This is a genomic window from Planococcus sp. ANT_H30, from assembly GCF_008369335.1.
Classification (GTDB): domain Bacteria; phylum Bacillota; class Bacilli; order Bacillales_A; family Planococcaceae; genus Planococcus; species Planococcus kocurii.
In genome coordinates this window covers 306,581-322,048 of the sequence record NZ_VOBJ01000001.1, presented here as the reverse complement: position 1 = coordinate 322,048, position 15,468 = coordinate 306,581, and the positions used below count along the sequence as shown (strand labels likewise).

At 40.0% G+C, this 15,468-nt stretch carries 15 protein-coding genes; 11 read left to right on the top strand and 4 right to left on the bottom strand.

Annotated elements, in window-relative coordinates:
- Positions 1 to 9 precede the first annotated feature (9 nt).
- Complete coding sequence (locus FQ085_RS01640) at positions 10 to 339, top strand: YlaH-like family protein (RefSeq protein WP_058384829.1); 330 nt, start codon at positions 10 to 12, stop codon at positions 337 to 339.
- On the opposite strand, the gene FQ085_RS01635 is transcribed toward FQ085_RS01640, so the two are convergent.
- Genes FQ085_RS01635 through FQ085_RS01625 form a run of 3 tightly spaced genes read right to left on the bottom strand, consistent with a single transcriptional unit; the run spans position 333 to position 1,504 of the window.
- Positions 333 to 782, bottom strand: a complete 450-nt coding sequence (locus tag FQ085_RS01635) for a hypothetical protein (protein WP_058384830.1) — start codon at positions 780 to 782, stop codon at positions 333 to 335. The genes FQ085_RS01640 and FQ085_RS01635 overlap by 7 nt on opposite strands.
- On the bottom strand, positions 782 to 985 hold the full coding sequence (locus FQ085_RS01630; protein WP_058384831.1) for a YlaI family protein: 204 nt from the start codon (positions 983 to 985) through the stop codon (positions 782 to 784). Before FQ085_RS01630 ends, FQ085_RS01635 begins: the two co-directional genes overlap by 1 nt.
- Before the next feature lie 12 nt (positions 986 to 997).
- The gene (locus FQ085_RS01625) at positions 998 to 1,504 is read right to left on the bottom strand and encodes a hypothetical protein (RefSeq protein ID WP_058384832.1); all 507 of its coding nucleotides are present in this window, start codon (positions 1,502 to 1,504) and stop codon (positions 998 to 1,000) included.
- A 170-nt stretch (positions 1,505 to 1,674) separates the two neighbouring features.
- Here FQ085_RS01625 and FQ085_RS01620 point away from each other — a divergent pair, with 170 nt between their 5' ends.
- The 3 genes from FQ085_RS01620 to pyc all read left to right on the top strand — a co-directional run bounded on the left by FQ085_RS01620 (position 1,675) and on the right by pyc (position 6,820).
- On the top strand, positions 1,675 to 1,956 hold the full coding sequence (locus tag FQ085_RS01620) for an Fpa/YlaN family protein (protein ID WP_058384833.1): 282 nt from the start codon (positions 1,675 to 1,677) through the stop codon (positions 1,954 to 1,956).
- Positions 1,957 to 2,197: 241 nt separating this feature from the next.
- Positions 2,198 to 3,364, top strand: coding sequence for an FtsW/RodA/SpoVE family cell cycle protein (locus tag FQ085_RS01615; RefSeq protein ID WP_058384834.1), 1,167 nt, complete (start codon positions 2,198 to 2,200; stop codon positions 3,362 to 3,364).
- 15 nt (positions 3,365 to 3,379) lie between these two features.
- The gene (gene pyc, locus FQ085_RS01610; RefSeq protein ID WP_149455759.1) at positions 3,380 to 6,820 is read left to right on the top strand and encodes a pyruvate carboxylase; all 3,441 of its coding nucleotides are present in this window, start codon (positions 3,380 to 3,382) and stop codon (positions 6,818 to 6,820) included.
- Positions 6,821 to 6,856: 36 nt separating this feature from the next.
- Here the strand turns inward: pyc and FQ085_RS01605 are convergent, their stop codons facing one another.
- Positions 6,857 to 7,774, bottom strand: coding sequence for a COX15/CtaA family protein (locus tag FQ085_RS01605; protein ID WP_058384836.1), 918 nt, complete (start codon positions 7,772 to 7,774; stop codon positions 6,857 to 6,859).
- A gap of 347 nt (positions 7,775 to 8,121) precedes the next feature.
- On the opposite strand from FQ085_RS01605, the gene cyoE reads away from it, so the two are divergent.
- From cyoE to FQ085_RS01570, 7 genes are all read left to right on the top strand, one after another.
- Entirely contained in the window at positions 8,122 to 9,039 is a 918-nt protein-coding gene (gene cyoE / locus FQ085_RS01600) for a heme o synthase (RefSeq protein WP_058384837.1), read from the top strand.
- 52 nt (positions 9,040 to 9,091) lie between these two features.
- Complete coding sequence (coxB, locus tag FQ085_RS01595) at positions 9,092 to 10,186, top strand: cytochrome c oxidase subunit II (protein ID WP_058384838.1); 1,095 nt, start codon at positions 9,092 to 9,094, stop codon at positions 10,184 to 10,186.
- A 30-nt stretch (positions 10,187 to 10,216) separates the two neighbouring features.
- A complete protein-coding gene (gene ctaD / locus FQ085_RS01590; RefSeq protein WP_058384839.1) occupies positions 10,217 to 12,100 on the top strand; it encodes a cytochrome c oxidase subunit I in 1,884 nt (627 codons plus the stop codon).
- A complete protein-coding gene (locus FQ085_RS01585; RefSeq protein ID WP_058384840.1) occupies positions 12,090 to 12,716 on the top strand; it encodes a cytochrome (ubi)quinol oxidase subunit III in 627 nt (208 codons plus the stop codon). The genes ctaD and FQ085_RS01585 overlap by 11 nt, the downstream gene beginning before the upstream one ends.
- Positions 12,716 to 13,048, top strand: coding sequence for a cytochrome c oxidase subunit IVB (ctaF, locus tag FQ085_RS01580; RefSeq protein ID WP_058384841.1), 333 nt, complete (start codon positions 12,716 to 12,718; stop codon positions 13,046 to 13,048). Before FQ085_RS01585 ends, ctaF begins: the two co-directional genes overlap by 1 nt.
- A gap of 616 nt (positions 13,049 to 13,664) precedes the next feature.
- A complete protein-coding gene (ctaG, locus tag FQ085_RS01575) occupies positions 13,665 to 14,588 on the top strand; it encodes a cytochrome c oxidase assembly factor CtaG (protein ID WP_149455758.1) in 924 nt (307 codons plus the stop codon).
- 22 nt (positions 14,589 to 14,610) lie between these two features.
- Positions 14,611 to 15,072 (top strand): DUF420 domain-containing protein, encoded by a 462-nt coding sequence (locus tag FQ085_RS01570; protein WP_058384844.1) that lies wholly within the window; start codon positions 14,611 to 14,613, stop codon positions 15,070 to 15,072.
- The last annotated feature ends 396 nt before the right edge of the window (positions 15,073 to 15,468 follow it).

Here is a 15,468-nt window from a genome sequence, read left to right as displayed (position 1 = left end):
TGTATAACCGTGGACGAACAAGCTTTTGTCTATGACAATATGTATCCGGTGGCTCGAATTTTGTATCAAAATTTGCCGAGTTTTGAAATGGCAGGATACGCATTGTTTGCGATAATTTTCCTGCTCTCGGCGTTTGTTTATAAATTGGGGTTTGCTAAAAAGTTATCACTTGGAAAAAATGTAGCGATTGGCTTGTTTTTGGCAATTGGCGGTTTAGGGCTTACGTTTCTTGCTTTTTTCCTACCGATTGTTGAAGGGTTAGTCATTGCAGCGCTCATACTGATTCTTTATAAAATCCGCTTATGGCGCGAAAAACGCGAAAACGCTGTATCTCATTGAGATACAGCGTTTTTGCGTTCAAAAGTTTTATAGAGAATAGGCAGCAACAAGGAGTATGTGAGGTGAGAAAAGACCCAATACAGAAACGCTCCCCAATCAGTAACAGCTGGAACATTAGCTTCAATTGCAAGATAAGACAATAAAAAGTAAAGGAACGGAAAAGGAACTGACATCAGTAAACTGATAAGCACCAATTGACCAAATGAATAATTGCGTCGTTTGGCTAAATAAACGAAGACAACTCCGATAATCAATGAAATCGTCATATGAAAAATAAATTCCGTAACTTCTGACCATTGTATTGTCCCAATCACGGGAACAAAATCAACATTCAATAATAATGTATATATTTGAACGCCAGTGACTGATTGAATCCATTTCATCAAAAGCCCTAAAATTAACCCACTCCAAAAACCAATCCAGAGACCTTTTAAGAGCTTCATCAGAAATCATCCTCAATGCTACGAGAACTGCGATAGAATCGAAAAGAACCCGTGGCAATGCGCTCTTTTGTTCTATCTGTGATCCGGTCGTGGCATTCGTTGCACATATGTGTATGGATTGGTCTATTGCGCAGGCGCTTTGCCTGGAGTGTATCATCGACTAACTCTTCAATCTTATCGCAGATTACACATTTTACACGCATGATGAATCACTCCTATTCGACTCGGATGGCTTGGATATCGGTAATTGGATTTTCCTGATTAGAACCGTCTGGAAGAAGTACGTGGACAGGACCATCTTCTTTTAAAGGTTTACCGTGATCACTGAATTTGAAAATTAGTTGTGCAGCATGCTCAATTGGGAATTCGAATTCACCGTTTAAGGTTTCAAAAACCACACGTTTTGCATGTTCAAAAGGTTCTGCATTCAAAAGGAATGGCTTAAAAAGAATGCCGAAAGTTCCTGTTAGCATTTCTTTTTTTTCTTTACTCTTATAGGTTTTTTCTGAATTCAAAGTCGGCGGCACGGTACTGCCTTCCATGATTTCACGAGACCAATGTTCACCCATTCCGCGCTTATAGTCTTCAAGTTCGTCTTTTTCGATTCGCTCTTCTTGAAAATACGTTTCCAAATTCAACTTACGGTCGTCAAAAATCCATACAGTAGGATCCAATATGAGTTTAAATTTCACTTCACCTTTAAAAGGTACAATAAATTCCATGGGTAAACCCTCCATCTTAAATAGTTGCTCTCTTAATAGTATACCTTTTTGTGTCAAGTTCCTAAAGGGATTCATCTCTTTCATTATAGAGGCTTGCATTTTCTCTTTTTAAAAGATACACTTTAAACAGGAAAACAGAGAAGAAAACTCATAATATGGGGGGATTCCTCATGGAACATACAGAAGAACAAACATACCATCTGAAGGCCTTGGAACTCCTCAAAGCTGATGCAGAAAAAATTGAGCAATTGATTAAGGTGCAAATGGATCATTTGACATTGCCATCTTGTCCTTTATATGAAGAGGTGCTTGACACCCAAATGTTCGGCCTATCGCGTGAAATCGATTTTGCGGTTAAGCTGGGGCTAATCGAACGTGAGGCTGGAAAAAATTTAATGGATACGCTGGAAAAGAAACTTTCCATTCTTCACGAAGCGTATACAAATAAATGATCTAAAACTCAAACGAAATTTGTTTGAGTTTTTTTAAAATTTAAGGACGTATTCTAGTTAGACTCTTCACCAATTAGAGGTTCGTTGGTGCTAGGCACCAGTGAAAAGTCAGCCTTTAAGGTAGCCTTTTTTTCATATAGCAGGCAGACTGGCATTTCATTTAAAATTGTTGTTACCTATCAAATTTATACAGCGATCTGCATTTTCTTCCTAATCCATCAAATTTAAAAGAGGTATTAAAATGAAATCTTACATCAAGAAATACGCAAAGTTCTTTGATTATCCTTTGTTTTTTACTTATCTGGCTTTAATAATATTTGGCTTGATTATGATCTACAGTTCAAGTATGGCCTGGTCAGTCAATTATTATGGCTCTGAGCCGGACCGATTTTACATACAACAATTAATAAATTTAGCAATTGCGTTTCCAGTTTTCGCGATTGCAGCAGTTTTCCCATACAAACATTTTAAAAAGAGATGGATGATGATGATCATTCTAGCAGTGGTTTTTACTGGTTTGGTTGCTGTGCATTTTGTCGGTTTTGCAGCGGGTGGTGCTAAAAGTTGGATCAGCCTTGGATTTGCTAATATACAGCCTTCAGAAGTAGCAAAAGTCGGCATCATTCTCTATTTATCAGGAGTGTTTTCAAACAAATACCACAATGGCACCATCAACAAATTGAATGATGCGATTATACCACCTGTTATTATTTTGACGCTTGTCCTGTTTTCTGTATTTCTTGAGCCCGATCTTGGTTCTATGCTAATTATTGGAGCGGTCGGTTTATCAGTTATGTCAGCGAGTGGTGTTCGCTTAAAACCATTTATCCGTCTTGCAGGTATTTTTATTGCGGCAGCATCTATTATTATTGTGCCTTTCATGATTTTTGCAGGAGATATGATTTTTACTGAAAAACGTCTTGGACGTCTGGATGCTTTTTTTAATCCGTTTTCGGATGAATTAGGATTTGGTTTTCAGATTGTTAACGGCTATCTAGCTATTGGCTCTGGGGGATTGAGTGGTTTAGGACTCGGTCAATCTATTCAGAAATTGGGCTATCTACCGGAACCCCATACCGATTTCATTATGTCAGTCATTGCTGAAGAACTGGGTGTGTTGGGTGTAGTGTTTGTTTTAGGTGGTTTAGGTTTTATTGTACTTCGTGGACTTTGGATTGCGATGACAACGCATGATCCGTTAGCGAGAATGCTTGCAGCAGGTATTGCCAGCATGATTGGAATCCAGTCATTTGTGAATTTAGGGGGGTTAACGGGCATCATTCCGTTGACGGGTGTTACACTTCCTTTTATCAGCTATGGCGGAACGTCCGTAATTTTGTTATCTTTAGCTATGGGAGTATTAATGAATGTTTCCATGTTCAATAAATACGAAAAAACCAAAAAGTAAAGGGTGTGCTGCGGTGTGAAGGAGATTGACAAAATCTTGGTGGCCAACCGCGGAGAAATCGCTATTCGGGTTTTCCGCGCTTGTACAGAACTGAAAATTCAAACAGTTGCGATTTATTCTCAAGAAGACAGTGGTTCGTTTCATCGGTACAAAGCGGATGAATCCTATTTGGTTGGTAAAGGAAAAAAACCAATTGACGCTTATTTGGATATCGAAGACATCATTCGTATCGCTAAAGATTCCAATGTGGATGCAATCCATCCAGGCTATGGCTTCTTATCTGAAAATGTTCATTTTGCTAGACGTTGTGAAGAAGAAGGAATTGTTTTTATTGGTCCAACTTCGCGGCATTTAGACATGTTTGGAGACAAAGTAAAAGCGCGCACACAAGCAATTGCGGCTGGTATTCCTGTGATTCCAGGGACAGATGGTCCTGTTGAGTCACTTGAGGAAGTTGAAGAGTTCAGCAAAACAGCCGGATTCCCGTTAATGATCAAAGCGTCTCTTGGCGGTGGTGGCCGTGGAATGCGAATTGTTAGATCTCACGAAGAATTAGCATCTTCTTATGAACGTGCGAAGTCTGAAGCGAAAGCTGCATTTGGATCCGATGAAATGTATGTGGAAAAATTTGTTGATAAACCAAAACACATTGAAGTTCAAATTTTGGGGGACTCTGAGGGCAATGTTATCCATTTGTACGAAAGAGATTGTTCGATCCAGCGTCGTCACCAAAAGGTTGTGGAAATTGCACCTTCCAATTCAATCAGCAATGAATTACGCAATGAAATTTGTGATGCTGCAGTCAAGTTAATGAAAAATATCGACTACATAAACGCCGGTACTGTCGAATTTCTCGTAGCAAATGATGAATTTTACTTTATTGAAGTAAATCCGCGTATTCAAGTTGAACATACGATTACAGAAATGATTACAGGAATCGACATTGTTCATGCGCAAATTCATATTGCAAGAGGACATATGATTCACAGCGAAGAAGTAGGAATTCCGCAACAAAGTGACATTCCATTATTCGGTTTTGCCATTCAATCACGTGTTACGACAGAAGATCCATTGAATGATTTCATGCCAGATGCCGGAAAATTGATGGTTTACCGCTCGGGTGGTGGATTTGGCGTAAGACTTGATGCAGGGAATGGTTTCCAAGGGGCTGTTATTTCACCTTATTACGATTCTCTTTTAGTGAAAGTATCGACTTGGGCATTAACATTCAAAGAAGCAGCTGCTAAAATGGATCGCAATCTTCAGGAATTCCGTATCCGTGGAATCAAAACAAATATTCCTTTCTTAGAAAATGTTGTAAAACATAAAAACTTTATTACAGGCGATTTTGATACGAGCTTTATTGATACGACTCCAGAGTTGTTTATTTTCCCAGTCCGACAAGACCGCGGTACTAAATTATTAAGTTATATCGGTAATGTGACAGTTAACGGCTTTCCTGGAATTGAGAAGAAAAAGAAACCTATTCATACGGCTCCAAGAAAACCGGAAATCGATCTCTTGTCTCCAACGCCAAATGGCACAAAGCAAATTTTTGATTTGCAAGGAGCGGAAGGATTAACCAAATGGATTCATGAACAAAAAGATGTTTTGATCACGGACACGACATTCCGTGATGCGCACCAATCGTTGCTTGCGACACGCGTTCGATCACATGATTTGTTTGAAATTGCGAAAGAAACTGCTCGTTTGCAGAGTGATCTATTTTCTTTGGAAATGTGGGGAGGCGCCACGTTCGATGTCTCTTACAGATTTTTAAAAGAAGACCCTTGGGAACGTTTGATCAAACTTCGTAAAGATATTCCGAATGTCTTGTTCCAAATGTTGTTCCGAGGAGCAAATGCGGTCGGCTATAAGAATTACCCGGACAATGTGATTCGTGAATTTGTTCGTAAATCTGGAGATGCAGGAATCGATGTATTCCGTATTTTCGATAGCTTAAACTGGATCAAAGGTATGGAAGTGGCGATTGATGAAGTCCGCCAATCGGGCAAAGTCGCTGAAGCGGCAATTTGTTACACTGGAGATATTTTGGATCCGAGTCGAGACAAATATACGGTTCAATATTATAAAGATATGGCTAAAGAATTAGAAGCAGCAGGCGCACATATTTTAGCGATTAAAGATATGGCGGGACTGTTAAAGCCAGAAGCGGCATATCGTTTAGTATCTGAACTTAAAGATACTGTGTCATTGCCAATTCACCTTCATACGCATGATACGAGTGGTAACGGAATTTATATGTACTCGAAAGCGATTGAAGCAGGTGTTGATATCGTTGATACAGCTCTAGGGTCGATGGCAGGTCTTACATCACAACCAAGTGCAAGTTCTCTACATTATGCTATGAGCGGTGGCAAACGTGAAATTCGATCAGATGTGAAAAATCTCGAAAAAATGTCCCATTATTGGGAAGACGTTCGCAAATACTATGTAGATTTTGAAAGTGGCATGAATAGCCCGCATTCAGAAATCTACGTCCACGAAATGCCAGGTGGTCAGTACAGCAATCTTCAGCAACAAGCTAAAGCTGTAGGGCTTGGGTTGCGCTGGGAAGAAGTAAAAGCAATGTATTCACGCGTCAACTTATTATTTGGAGATGTCGTAAAAGTAACTCCTTCTTCTAAAGTAGTAGGGGATATGGCATTGTTTATGGTTCAAAATGAGTTAGATGAAAAAACAGTAATCACACGCGGGAAGACAATCGACTTCCCCGAATCAGTTATTGAATTTTTTGAAGGGTATATTGGACAACCACATGGCGGATTCCCAGAAGAACTTCAGAAAGTCATTTTAAAAGAGCGTGAACCAATTACGGTTCGTCCAGGTGAACTGCTAGAACCGGCAGATTTTGATGCCATTAAGAGAACTTTGTATGATAAATTGGAACGTCCAGTAACAAGTCATGAAGTTTTGGCTTATGCACTTTATCCAAAAGTATTTGATGAATACACAACGACGAATACCCAATTCGGCAACGTATCTGTTCTTGATACATTAACATTCTTATACGGAATGAGACTGGGCGAAGAAATTGAAGTAGAAATTGAAAAAGGCAAGACACTTATGGTGAAAATGGTATCAATTGGTGAACCACAAAAAGACGGGACACGCATTATCTATTTTGAATTGAACGGCCAACCGCGTGAAGTGAGTATTCAGGATATGATGGTGGAAACCGATAATACGGCTAAACCAAAAGCAGATCCAACAAATGAAAACCATATTGCTGCGACAATGCCTGGAACAGTATTAAAAGTACTTGCAGAAACAGGCGCTAAAGTAAAACGCGGTGACCATTTACTCGTGACAGAAGCGATGAAAATGGAAACAACTGTTCAAGCTCCTTTTGCTGGAACGATTCAAGCAATCCATGTAGTTGCTAATGACGGTATTTCTACAGGAGATTTGCTAATTGAAATGGAAAGAAAATAAAAAATAGGGCTGGCGCAAAAGCGCAAGCCCTATTTTTTATGAAGATTTTTTGATTCGGCTGCGTGACACAAGCAGCACCATGTAGCACAGTAAACCAAACAGCATAGAAATTAGTAAAGAGTGAAGCAATGCAACAACTAAGTTTAGTTTTGTTAGCACAACAAGCATACCGGTCGTTGCTTGAAGTAAAACGATGATGAAAGCGATGCTCCATCCCCAGTAAATGACGCGCTGATCTTTATACTGCTTGATTGCATGCCAAGCGATATAGCCTAACCAAATGACAATCAAGCCGGCAGCGGCACGATGCCCCATCTGTACCCATTCATACATATTGCTCGGCAATGCGAAACTGTCATTTCGACACAACGGCCAATCTGCACAAACGAGACTGGAATCTGTGTGACGAACCAAAGCGCCAGTATAAACGACGAGATAAGAATACAAAGTAACGCCGATTGTGTGAAGACGTAATTTCTTACCAATTTGTAAGCGATCTGCATCAAACTTCCGATCTACTTCAAAAATTAATAAAGTCAGAAGCAATATAGAAGCAAACGATAGCAAAGAGATTCCAAAGTGAAGAGCTAGAATGAAATCACCTTGTCCCCAGAGAACTTGCGCTGCGCCGATCAATGCTTGCAAGACTAAAAAGAAAACGGCCATGACTGCTAAGAATTTAGTTTCACGAATGTGTCCGAACTTTCTCCATGCCCATACTGCCAAAATGACAATTAGTATACCAACTACTCCTGTGACGAGACGATGTGAAAACTCGATTAATACTTCAGCTGTAATATTATCTGGAATCAACTTGCCATTACAATCTGGCCAATTTCGTCCACAGCCTAAGCCGCTGTCGGTCTTTGTGACAAGAGCGCCGCCTAAAAGAATCAATAACATGCCTATAGTAGCCGCTACGGCAAACCATTTAATGTATTTATTTTGCTGCAAGTTACCACCTACTTTTTCTATAGAAAAAATTTAAAACTTCTATTTACCTGCATACTCGATAATAGCGAATGTTACTTCAAAATACAACGAGAAATCAGCAATAGTGGAAACTTTCAAGATTTGGACATAATAAAGGGGGCTTCACAAACTGTTCAAAAACTATTATTTTTCTATCTTAAAATAGTGTAGCCGTTAGGGTATGATAAGAGATGTATATTTGTGAGACCAATTACGTGAAAATCATCTCTTTTATCAGGAAATTTCAGTTATATGTAGAAAAACAACTGGAATTTAGATATAGTTATGATTAGCGGAGTATGCTTACAACTTTGAAAGGAGGGACTTATATGTCAAACGGCCGGGCAATGTCTGCAGAGACAAACGAAACACCGGAAGCAACTACATTTCTGAAAGACTTTTTGGCACTTATAAAGATTGGAATCGTAAATTCTAATTTGATTACAGTCTTTACAGGATTGTGGCTTGCATTTCAGTTTTCCGACCGACATTTTCTGAATGAGCTGGATATCCTTGTGTATACGATTGTCGGTTCAGCATTAATCATTGCGGGTTCAGCAGCTATGAACAACTATATTGATACAGATATAGACCCTTTGATGGAAAGTAAAAAATCACGTCCGACAGTAACAGGAAGATTCAAGCCATCAGCTGTATTGGCACTTGCGATTTCTTTCATCGTTATAGGCGAATTATTTTTGTTTTCCGCTTCTGTATCAGCTGGTCTATTTGGGATTGCCGGAATTTTAGCTTATGTCGTTTTGTATTCTATGTGGTCAAAAAGACGTTATGTCAGCAACACGATAGTGGGAAGCATCTCTGGTGCCATTCCTCCACTAATCGGATGGGCTGCTGTCGAACCAACACTCGGGACGGGTGCTTGGGCATTGTTTTTGATCATGTTCATTTGGCAGCCACCGCATTTTTATGCGTTAGCTATGAAACGAACAGAAGAATATCGGGCAGCGAATATTCCTATGCTACCGGTAGTTAAAGGTTTTCACAGAACCAAGAAATCTATGCTTGCATGGGTTGTAATGCTTTTCCCGTTGCCATTCCTATTAATGGAACTTGGGACAGGCTTCATCATCTTAGCGACACTTTTAAACATCGGTTGGCTTGTATTAGCTATTCGTGGCTTTAAGGTGACTGATGACTTGAAATGGGCGAAGACGATGTTTATTTATTCATTGAACTATATGACCATTCTTTTTGTTTCAATGATTATTTTTGCTGTCTTCATCTAAAACACCATTTCTACAGAGAAACTACTTATACAAGAGAGGGGTATGAAAAGCTATGATGAAAGGGATTAAAAAATGGCGGCTTTTCGCATTGATGACCACATTATTGGTTTTTCTTGCGGGATGTGGGCGCGAAGAGATTTCGACCTTGATACCAGCGGGCAAAGTTGCTCAAGATCAATTTAATCTGTTGATTTTATCATCAGTTGTTATGCTATTTGTCATCATCGTTGTAACAATTATTTTCGTTTTAGCAATCGTTAAATTCCGCCGTTCGAAAATGGGGGAAGACATGATTCCGGAACAAGTTGAAGGAAGCGCGAAATTAGAATTTTTATGGACAGCGGTTCCGATTGTCTTACTTTTAATTCTTGCTGTTCCAACAGTTTATTCAACATTTGATTTGGCTGACGTTTCTACGATGGACGTTGAAGCAAAAGATGGTAAGTCATCTAACTTAACGGTCAACGTAACTGGAAAACTTTACTGGTGGGAATTTGAATATCCGGAACAAGGAATTGTAACTGCTCAAGAATTGGTCGTACCGACTGATGAACGCGTTTACTTTAACTTGATTTCAGCAGACATTAAACACTCGTTTTGGATTCCATCTATTGGCGGTAAATTGGATGTAAACCCTGAAAACGTCAACACGTTCTATTTAGAGTTTGACCAGGAGTCAGCAGAACTTGAAGACGGTGTATTCTATGGTAAATGTGCTGAACTTTGTGGACCTTCTCACGCATTGATGGATTTCAAAGTGAAATCTGTGGATCGCGAAGAGTTTGACCAATGGGTAACTGCTATGCAAGCCGAAGAACCAGCTGCAGTTGAAGGAGATCTTGCTCAACAAGGCGAAGAATTGTTTGGAGCTGATGGTTTAGCATGTATTTCTTGCCACGCAACTTCTGGTGCTGGCGGAACTGGTGGCGTTGGTCCTAACTTAGCAACATTTGGCGATCGTAACCGTGTTGCTGGGTACTTGGAACACGACGAAGAAAATCTTAAAAATTGGATTCAAGATCCACAAGAATACAAACCTGGTAACTTAATGCCAGAAGCGGCTTCATTAAATAATGGAAAAGCACTGTCAGATCAAGAACTTGATGCTCTTGCGGCTTATCTAATGGGCCTATCAGTTGAAGAGTAGAAAAAAGCTTAAAAAAGGGAGGTATTCACTGTGAGTTCTATTGCTCAAAAAAAGGGCTTCGGCGCTACAATATGGGACTTCATGACAACTGTCGATCATAAAAAGATCGCGATCCTTTATCTCATCTCAGGTGGTTTCTTCTTCCTTGTTGGTGGCGTTGAAGCGATGTTGATCCGTATCCAGTTAGCTAAAGCAGGAAATGATTTCCTAAGTGCTGGAACATATAACGAAGTTATTACCATGCACGGTACGACCATGATTTTCTTGGCAGCCATGCCAATTTTACTGGCTTTCATGAACGCCATTATGCCTTTGCAAATTGGTGCGCGTGATGTGGCTTTCCCATTCTTAAATTCACTTGGTTTCTGGTTATTCTTCTTTGGTGGTATTTTCTTAAACCTTTCTTGGTTTATGGGAGGCGCACCAGACGCAGGTTGGACGAACTATGCTTCGCTCGCACTTGCATCTGAAGGTCACGGAATCGACTTTTATTCACTGGGATTAACGATATCTGGTTTTGGTACATTGATAGCAGGGATTAACTTCCTAGTAACGATTATCAATATGCGCGCACCAGGTATGACGTACATGAGAATGCCATTGTTTACGTGGACAACTTTTGTTGCTTCTGCTCTAATCTTATTGGCCTTCCCACCACTTACAGTCGGACTATTCTTTATGATCTTTGATCGTATGTTCGATGCTAGCTTCTTTGCAGTTGAAATGGGCGGAAACACGATTATTTGGGAGCATTTATTCTGGATCTTCGGTCACCCTGAAGTTTACATTTTGATTTTGCCGGCTTTCGGTATTTTCTCCGAAATCTTTGCAATCTTCTCACGTAAGCGTCTTTTCGGATACACGGCACTTGTTTTTGCTACAATCCTAATTGGTTTTTACGGATTCATGGTTTGGGCTCACCATATGTTCACAGTTGGTTTAGGACCAACAGCTAATGCTGTTTTCGCTTTAGCGACAATGATCATTGCTGTTCCAACCGGAATTAAAATCTTTAACTGGTTACTGACAATTTGGGGAGGCAATATTTCCTTCACTGTTCCAATGATTTACGCTGTAGCGTTCATCCCTACGTTCGTAGCTGGTGGAGTTACAGGAGTCATGCAAGCAATCGCACCTTTGGATTACCAATTGCATGATTCGTACTTTATCGTAGCTCACTTCCACTATGTTATTGTCGGTGGTGTTGTACTAGGTATTCTTGCAGGTACACATCTATACTGGCCAAAAATGTTTGGAACGATGCTTAGCGAAAAATTAGGGAAATGGACATTCTGGTTCTTCTTTATTGGATTCCATTTAACATTCTTCATTCAGCATTTCCTAGGGTTAATGGGTATGCCACGTCGTGTTTACACGTTCAGCGCAGATCAAGGCTGGGATTTGTTTAACGCAATTAGTTCAGTTGGAGCTGTTTTGATGGCGATTGGTGTCATCATTCTTCTTGTCAACGTCGTGATTACAACGGTTAAAAATGAGCGTGTCGGCAATGACCCATGGGGCGACGGTCGTACATTGGAATGGGCTATTCCATCTCCACCGCCATTTTATAACTTTGCACAAACACCATTAGTTCGTGGTCTTGATACGTACTGGATCGAAAAAATGGAAGGCAATAAAAAAGGCATGATTTTCGCAGAACCTCTTGGTGATATCCATATGCCGAATGGCTCAATCATTCCTTTCGTAATTTCACTAGGAATGTTCGTCGCATCATTTGGTGCATTGTACTTCCTTGATGGCGACAAGCCTTGGGCATTAGCGGTCTTGATTCTTGGACTAGTCATTACTTTCGGTTCAATGTTGCTTCGCTCGTTGAAAGATGATTTAGGCTTCCACATTACAAAAGCAGAATTACTGAAAGATGCGAAAGGAGGCAACACTGATGGACATTAATCAACGATATACTCCTCAATCATGGCCCGAACACCCTGAGACGGCTACGATGGAAGGAAAAAATAAGTTTATTGGCTTCTGGTTGCTTCTTGCAGCTGAGACAGTAACATTTGCGACTCTTTTCGCAACATATCTTGCATTAAAAGACAAAGGGCCAAGCGGCATGGAATTTTCTGCCGCTGAACTTTTTGAACTGCCGTTAGTTTTTGCTATGACGATGATTCTTTTAACATCTTCATTAACAAGTGTTTACGCTATGTATCACATGAAAAACTACAATTTTAAAGCCATGCAGGCTTGGCTTGGGATTACCGTTTTGCTTGGTCTAACTTTCCTTGGATTGGAGATTTATGAGTTTAATCATTACGTCCATTTAGGATTTGGCTATACCAATAGTGCGTTCAGTTCGGCGTTCTTTACACTCGTTGGAACGCATGGTGCGCACGTACTATTCGGTCTTAGCTGGTTTATCGCCTTAATGCTTCGTAACGCAAAACGTGGCTTGAACATGTACAATGCACCAAAATTCTATTTAGCTTCGTTATACTGGCATTTTATTGACGTCGTATGGGTATTCATCTTTACTGTCGTCTATTTGATGGGAGTGATCGGATAATGGCACACGATACACATATTCATGTTAGATCGCAGGCAGAATTCGAGTACGTTAAGAAAAAAAGAGCAGATGAAATGAGAGGCCATCTAGCCACTTTCGCAATTATGATTTTCTTAACATTAATTGCTTTTACCATGGTTGCGGCTGGATTTTCGGTTTACTTGATTGTTCCTATTATTTTATTGTTAGCAGGCATTCAAGTAATTCTTCAACTGTATTACTTCATGCACATGAGCGGTAAAGGACACGGCATGGTTGCGTTCTTTATGTTCTGTGGAATGTTTGTAGCTTTCATCACGGTTCTCACATTTGTAACAATTATTTGGTGGTAGAATCTCTTAGAAAGGGGCTGTGCCAAAAGGTCATGATCAATGACTTTTTGAGTGCAGCTCCTTTTTGCGTGCGACAGAATGAACGGATGTCTATTGAGAGGGACTGTTTCCTCAGCGTCTTGGCTGCCATTAGCCTGTTTGGATCTTTTAAAAGACCATTTCTTTAAAATGAAAGCAAAGGTCAAATCAGCTTTTGCTAATAAATCGATGACAGAAATCTACAGTAGATGCAAATTGGCGTGGCAAGTGTTTTCGTTCCTACCAAGGACAATCGGTCGTTTTGTAAAAGTCATCTCGGAGAACTCGAAAAAGTGCACACCGATTTCGGGATTCTGGACTGCAATTCAAAAAACAGACGGAGAAAAAAGAATTCTTTTTCTCCGTCTGTTTTATGTTAAAGACTTACATGACAGTTTCTTTTCTGCAATTGATTTGTTGTGTACACAAAGCGACAAAGAGTCATGAGGCATCGAGCTATGGAAATAATGCGTTCGCTTGATTCATGTCAGATTCGACATGAATCTGTATGTGTTTTGTATTGTTCATAGTTCGTTCATTGATATAGTTCATAGACCACTATATAATTAGGGTACTTGAGGAAAAGGAGGTCCGTTCCATGCCAATCAGTATCTTCGGATTCCAAGCTTTATGGAGTCCCGTTTACTTAGCCGTCCTCGTTTTAGTGACGATTCTCTATTTTTTAATCACTGTAGAATGGCGCGGAAAGTTTAAAGGCCATCAGCCGCTTAACATAAAAGAAGCTGGACTTTTTGTAACTGGTATAATTCTGCTCTATATTATTAAAGGTTCGCCTGTAGATTTATATGGACATATTCTTTTTACTATGCATATGATCCAGATGGCGTTATTGCTCCTGTTGATTCCGCCATTGTTGATTATGGGGATACCAACTTATCTTTGGAGAGCGTTTATCAATCTGCCAGTCGTCAAGCCATTGTTTAATTTTTTCACTAATCCAATGCTTGCTCTGATTTTGTTCGGAATGGTCTTTTCTCTCTACCACATTCCAATGGTTTTTGATTTTGTTAAACAAGATATGCTCATTCACGGAGTGACTAACGTTATATTGTTTACCTCTGCTATATTTTACTGGTGGCCGGTAGTGAATAAAATGGAAGGCATGCATAAATTTCATGGTTTAAAGAAATTGGGGTATTTATTTGGACTTAGCGTGTTAATGACCCCTGCATGTGCATTGATCATCTTTAGTGGAACTCCTTTTTACGCAACCTATACGGATGGGGAAGCTTGGCTGCAAGCAATGGCGTTATGTGTGCCTGCTGGAACGCTATCGCAGCTTAATTTATCAGGCCCTGAGCTGTTCTCTACGATGTCAGCGATTGAAGATCAACGAACTGGTGGAATTACAATGAAAGTGCTTCAGGAGCTTGTTTTTACAGGTTTCTTATGGCTAGTATTCTACGAGTGGTTGCGTAATGAAACAGAAAATGCGGATGCAATTACAGCAAAATCTTTGCAAGACCGTAAAGATATGGCTTACCACAGACACAACGCTTGAATCATAAAGGAGAATAACTTAAATGAATTTGCCGCTATTGCCGACTATCAGTACATTTTTTATCGTATTAAGCGCAATTTTAGTAGCGATTGGCTGGAATCTAGTCCTTCGCCGCAAAATTGAAGCTCACAAGAAAGTGATGGTGGGAGCAGGGGCTTCGGCACTCACTTTCTTCATCATCTACATGTCTCGCACTATTTTTATCGGCAATACCGCTTTTGGCGGGCCAGATGATTTGAAAATCTTTTATACCGTATTTTTGATTTTTCATATTACCTTGGCTACAACCGGTGGAATTATGGGCCTTTTCACTATTTACTGGGGCTGGAAAAATCAATTGACGAAACATCGCAAAATTGGTCCGATTACTAGTATTGTCTGGTTTTCTACAGCAATCACTGGTGTCATGGTTTACTTACTCCTTTATGTATTTTATGAAGGCGGCCATACAACCTCAGTATTCAAAGCTATTTTAGGTGGATAAAAAAGAGGTTGTCCAATCAATCTCTAACATAAAACAGACGAAGAAAAAGAATTCCTTTTTCTTCGTCTGTTTTTTTGGAATTATCGCCTAAAATGTAGAAGTGGCAATGCCACAATCCCGAGCGCCGTGTGCACTTTATCGAGACCCTAGAGGAGAAATCACCGGAATGACGGATTGCCCTTGATAGACCGAACACACTCTCTCCGTCAATTTTGCGTTATCTGTTTAAAGAGGACGTCCATCATCACTTTTCCGTGCTATCCTTCGGAGAAGTCAACTTCAGATTTCACATAAAAATCTTTTTTTCTACTGGTGGTGTGATGACTCCCATTTTACAGAAATGGACGATTTTTTGTCTCATTTTTCGTTCCAGAACGACTGATGGGAATGGAGAGG

Bases quoted from the DNA above. Each gene is read 5' to 3' on its own strand.
- ctaF (WP_058384841.1), top strand. From the start codon at position 12,716: ATGGCACACGATACACATATTCATGTTAGATCGCAGGCAGAATTCGAG.
- FQ085_RS01630 (WP_058384831.1), bottom strand. From the start codon at position 985: ATGCGTGTAAAATGTGTAATCTGCGATAAGATTGAAGAGTTAGTCGAT.
- FQ085_RS01585 (WP_058384840.1), top strand. From the start codon at position 12,090: ATGGACATTAATCAACGATATACTCCTCAATCATGGCCCGAACACCCT.
- ctaG (WP_149455758.1), top strand. From the start codon at position 13,665: ATGCCAATCAGTATCTTCGGATTCCAAGCTTTATGGAGTCCCGTTTAC.
- coxB (WP_058384838.1), top strand. From the start codon at position 9,092: ATGATGAAAGGGATTAAAAAATGGCGGCTTTTCGCATTGATGACCACA.
- FQ085_RS01620 (WP_058384833.1), top strand. From the start codon at position 1,675: ATGGAACATACAGAAGAACAAACATACCATCTGAAGGCCTTGGAACTC.
- FQ085_RS01615 (WP_058384834.1), top strand. From the start codon at position 2,198: ATGAAATCTTACATCAAGAAATACGCAAAGTTCTTTGATTATCCTTTG.
- FQ085_RS01635 (WP_058384830.1), bottom strand. From the start codon at position 782: ATGAAGCTCTTAAAAGGTCTCTGGATTGGTTTTTGGAGTGGGTTAATT.
- FQ085_RS01625 (WP_058384832.1), bottom strand. From the start codon at position 1,504: ATGGAATTTATTGTACCTTTTAAAGGTGAAGTGAAATTTAAACTCATA.
- FQ085_RS01570 (WP_058384844.1), top strand. From the start codon at position 14,611: ATGAATTTGCCGCTATTGCCGACTATCAGTACATTTTTTATCGTATTA.
- cyoE (WP_058384837.1), top strand. From the start codon at position 8,122: ATGTCAAACGGCCGGGCAATGTCTGCAGAGACAAACGAAACACCGGAA.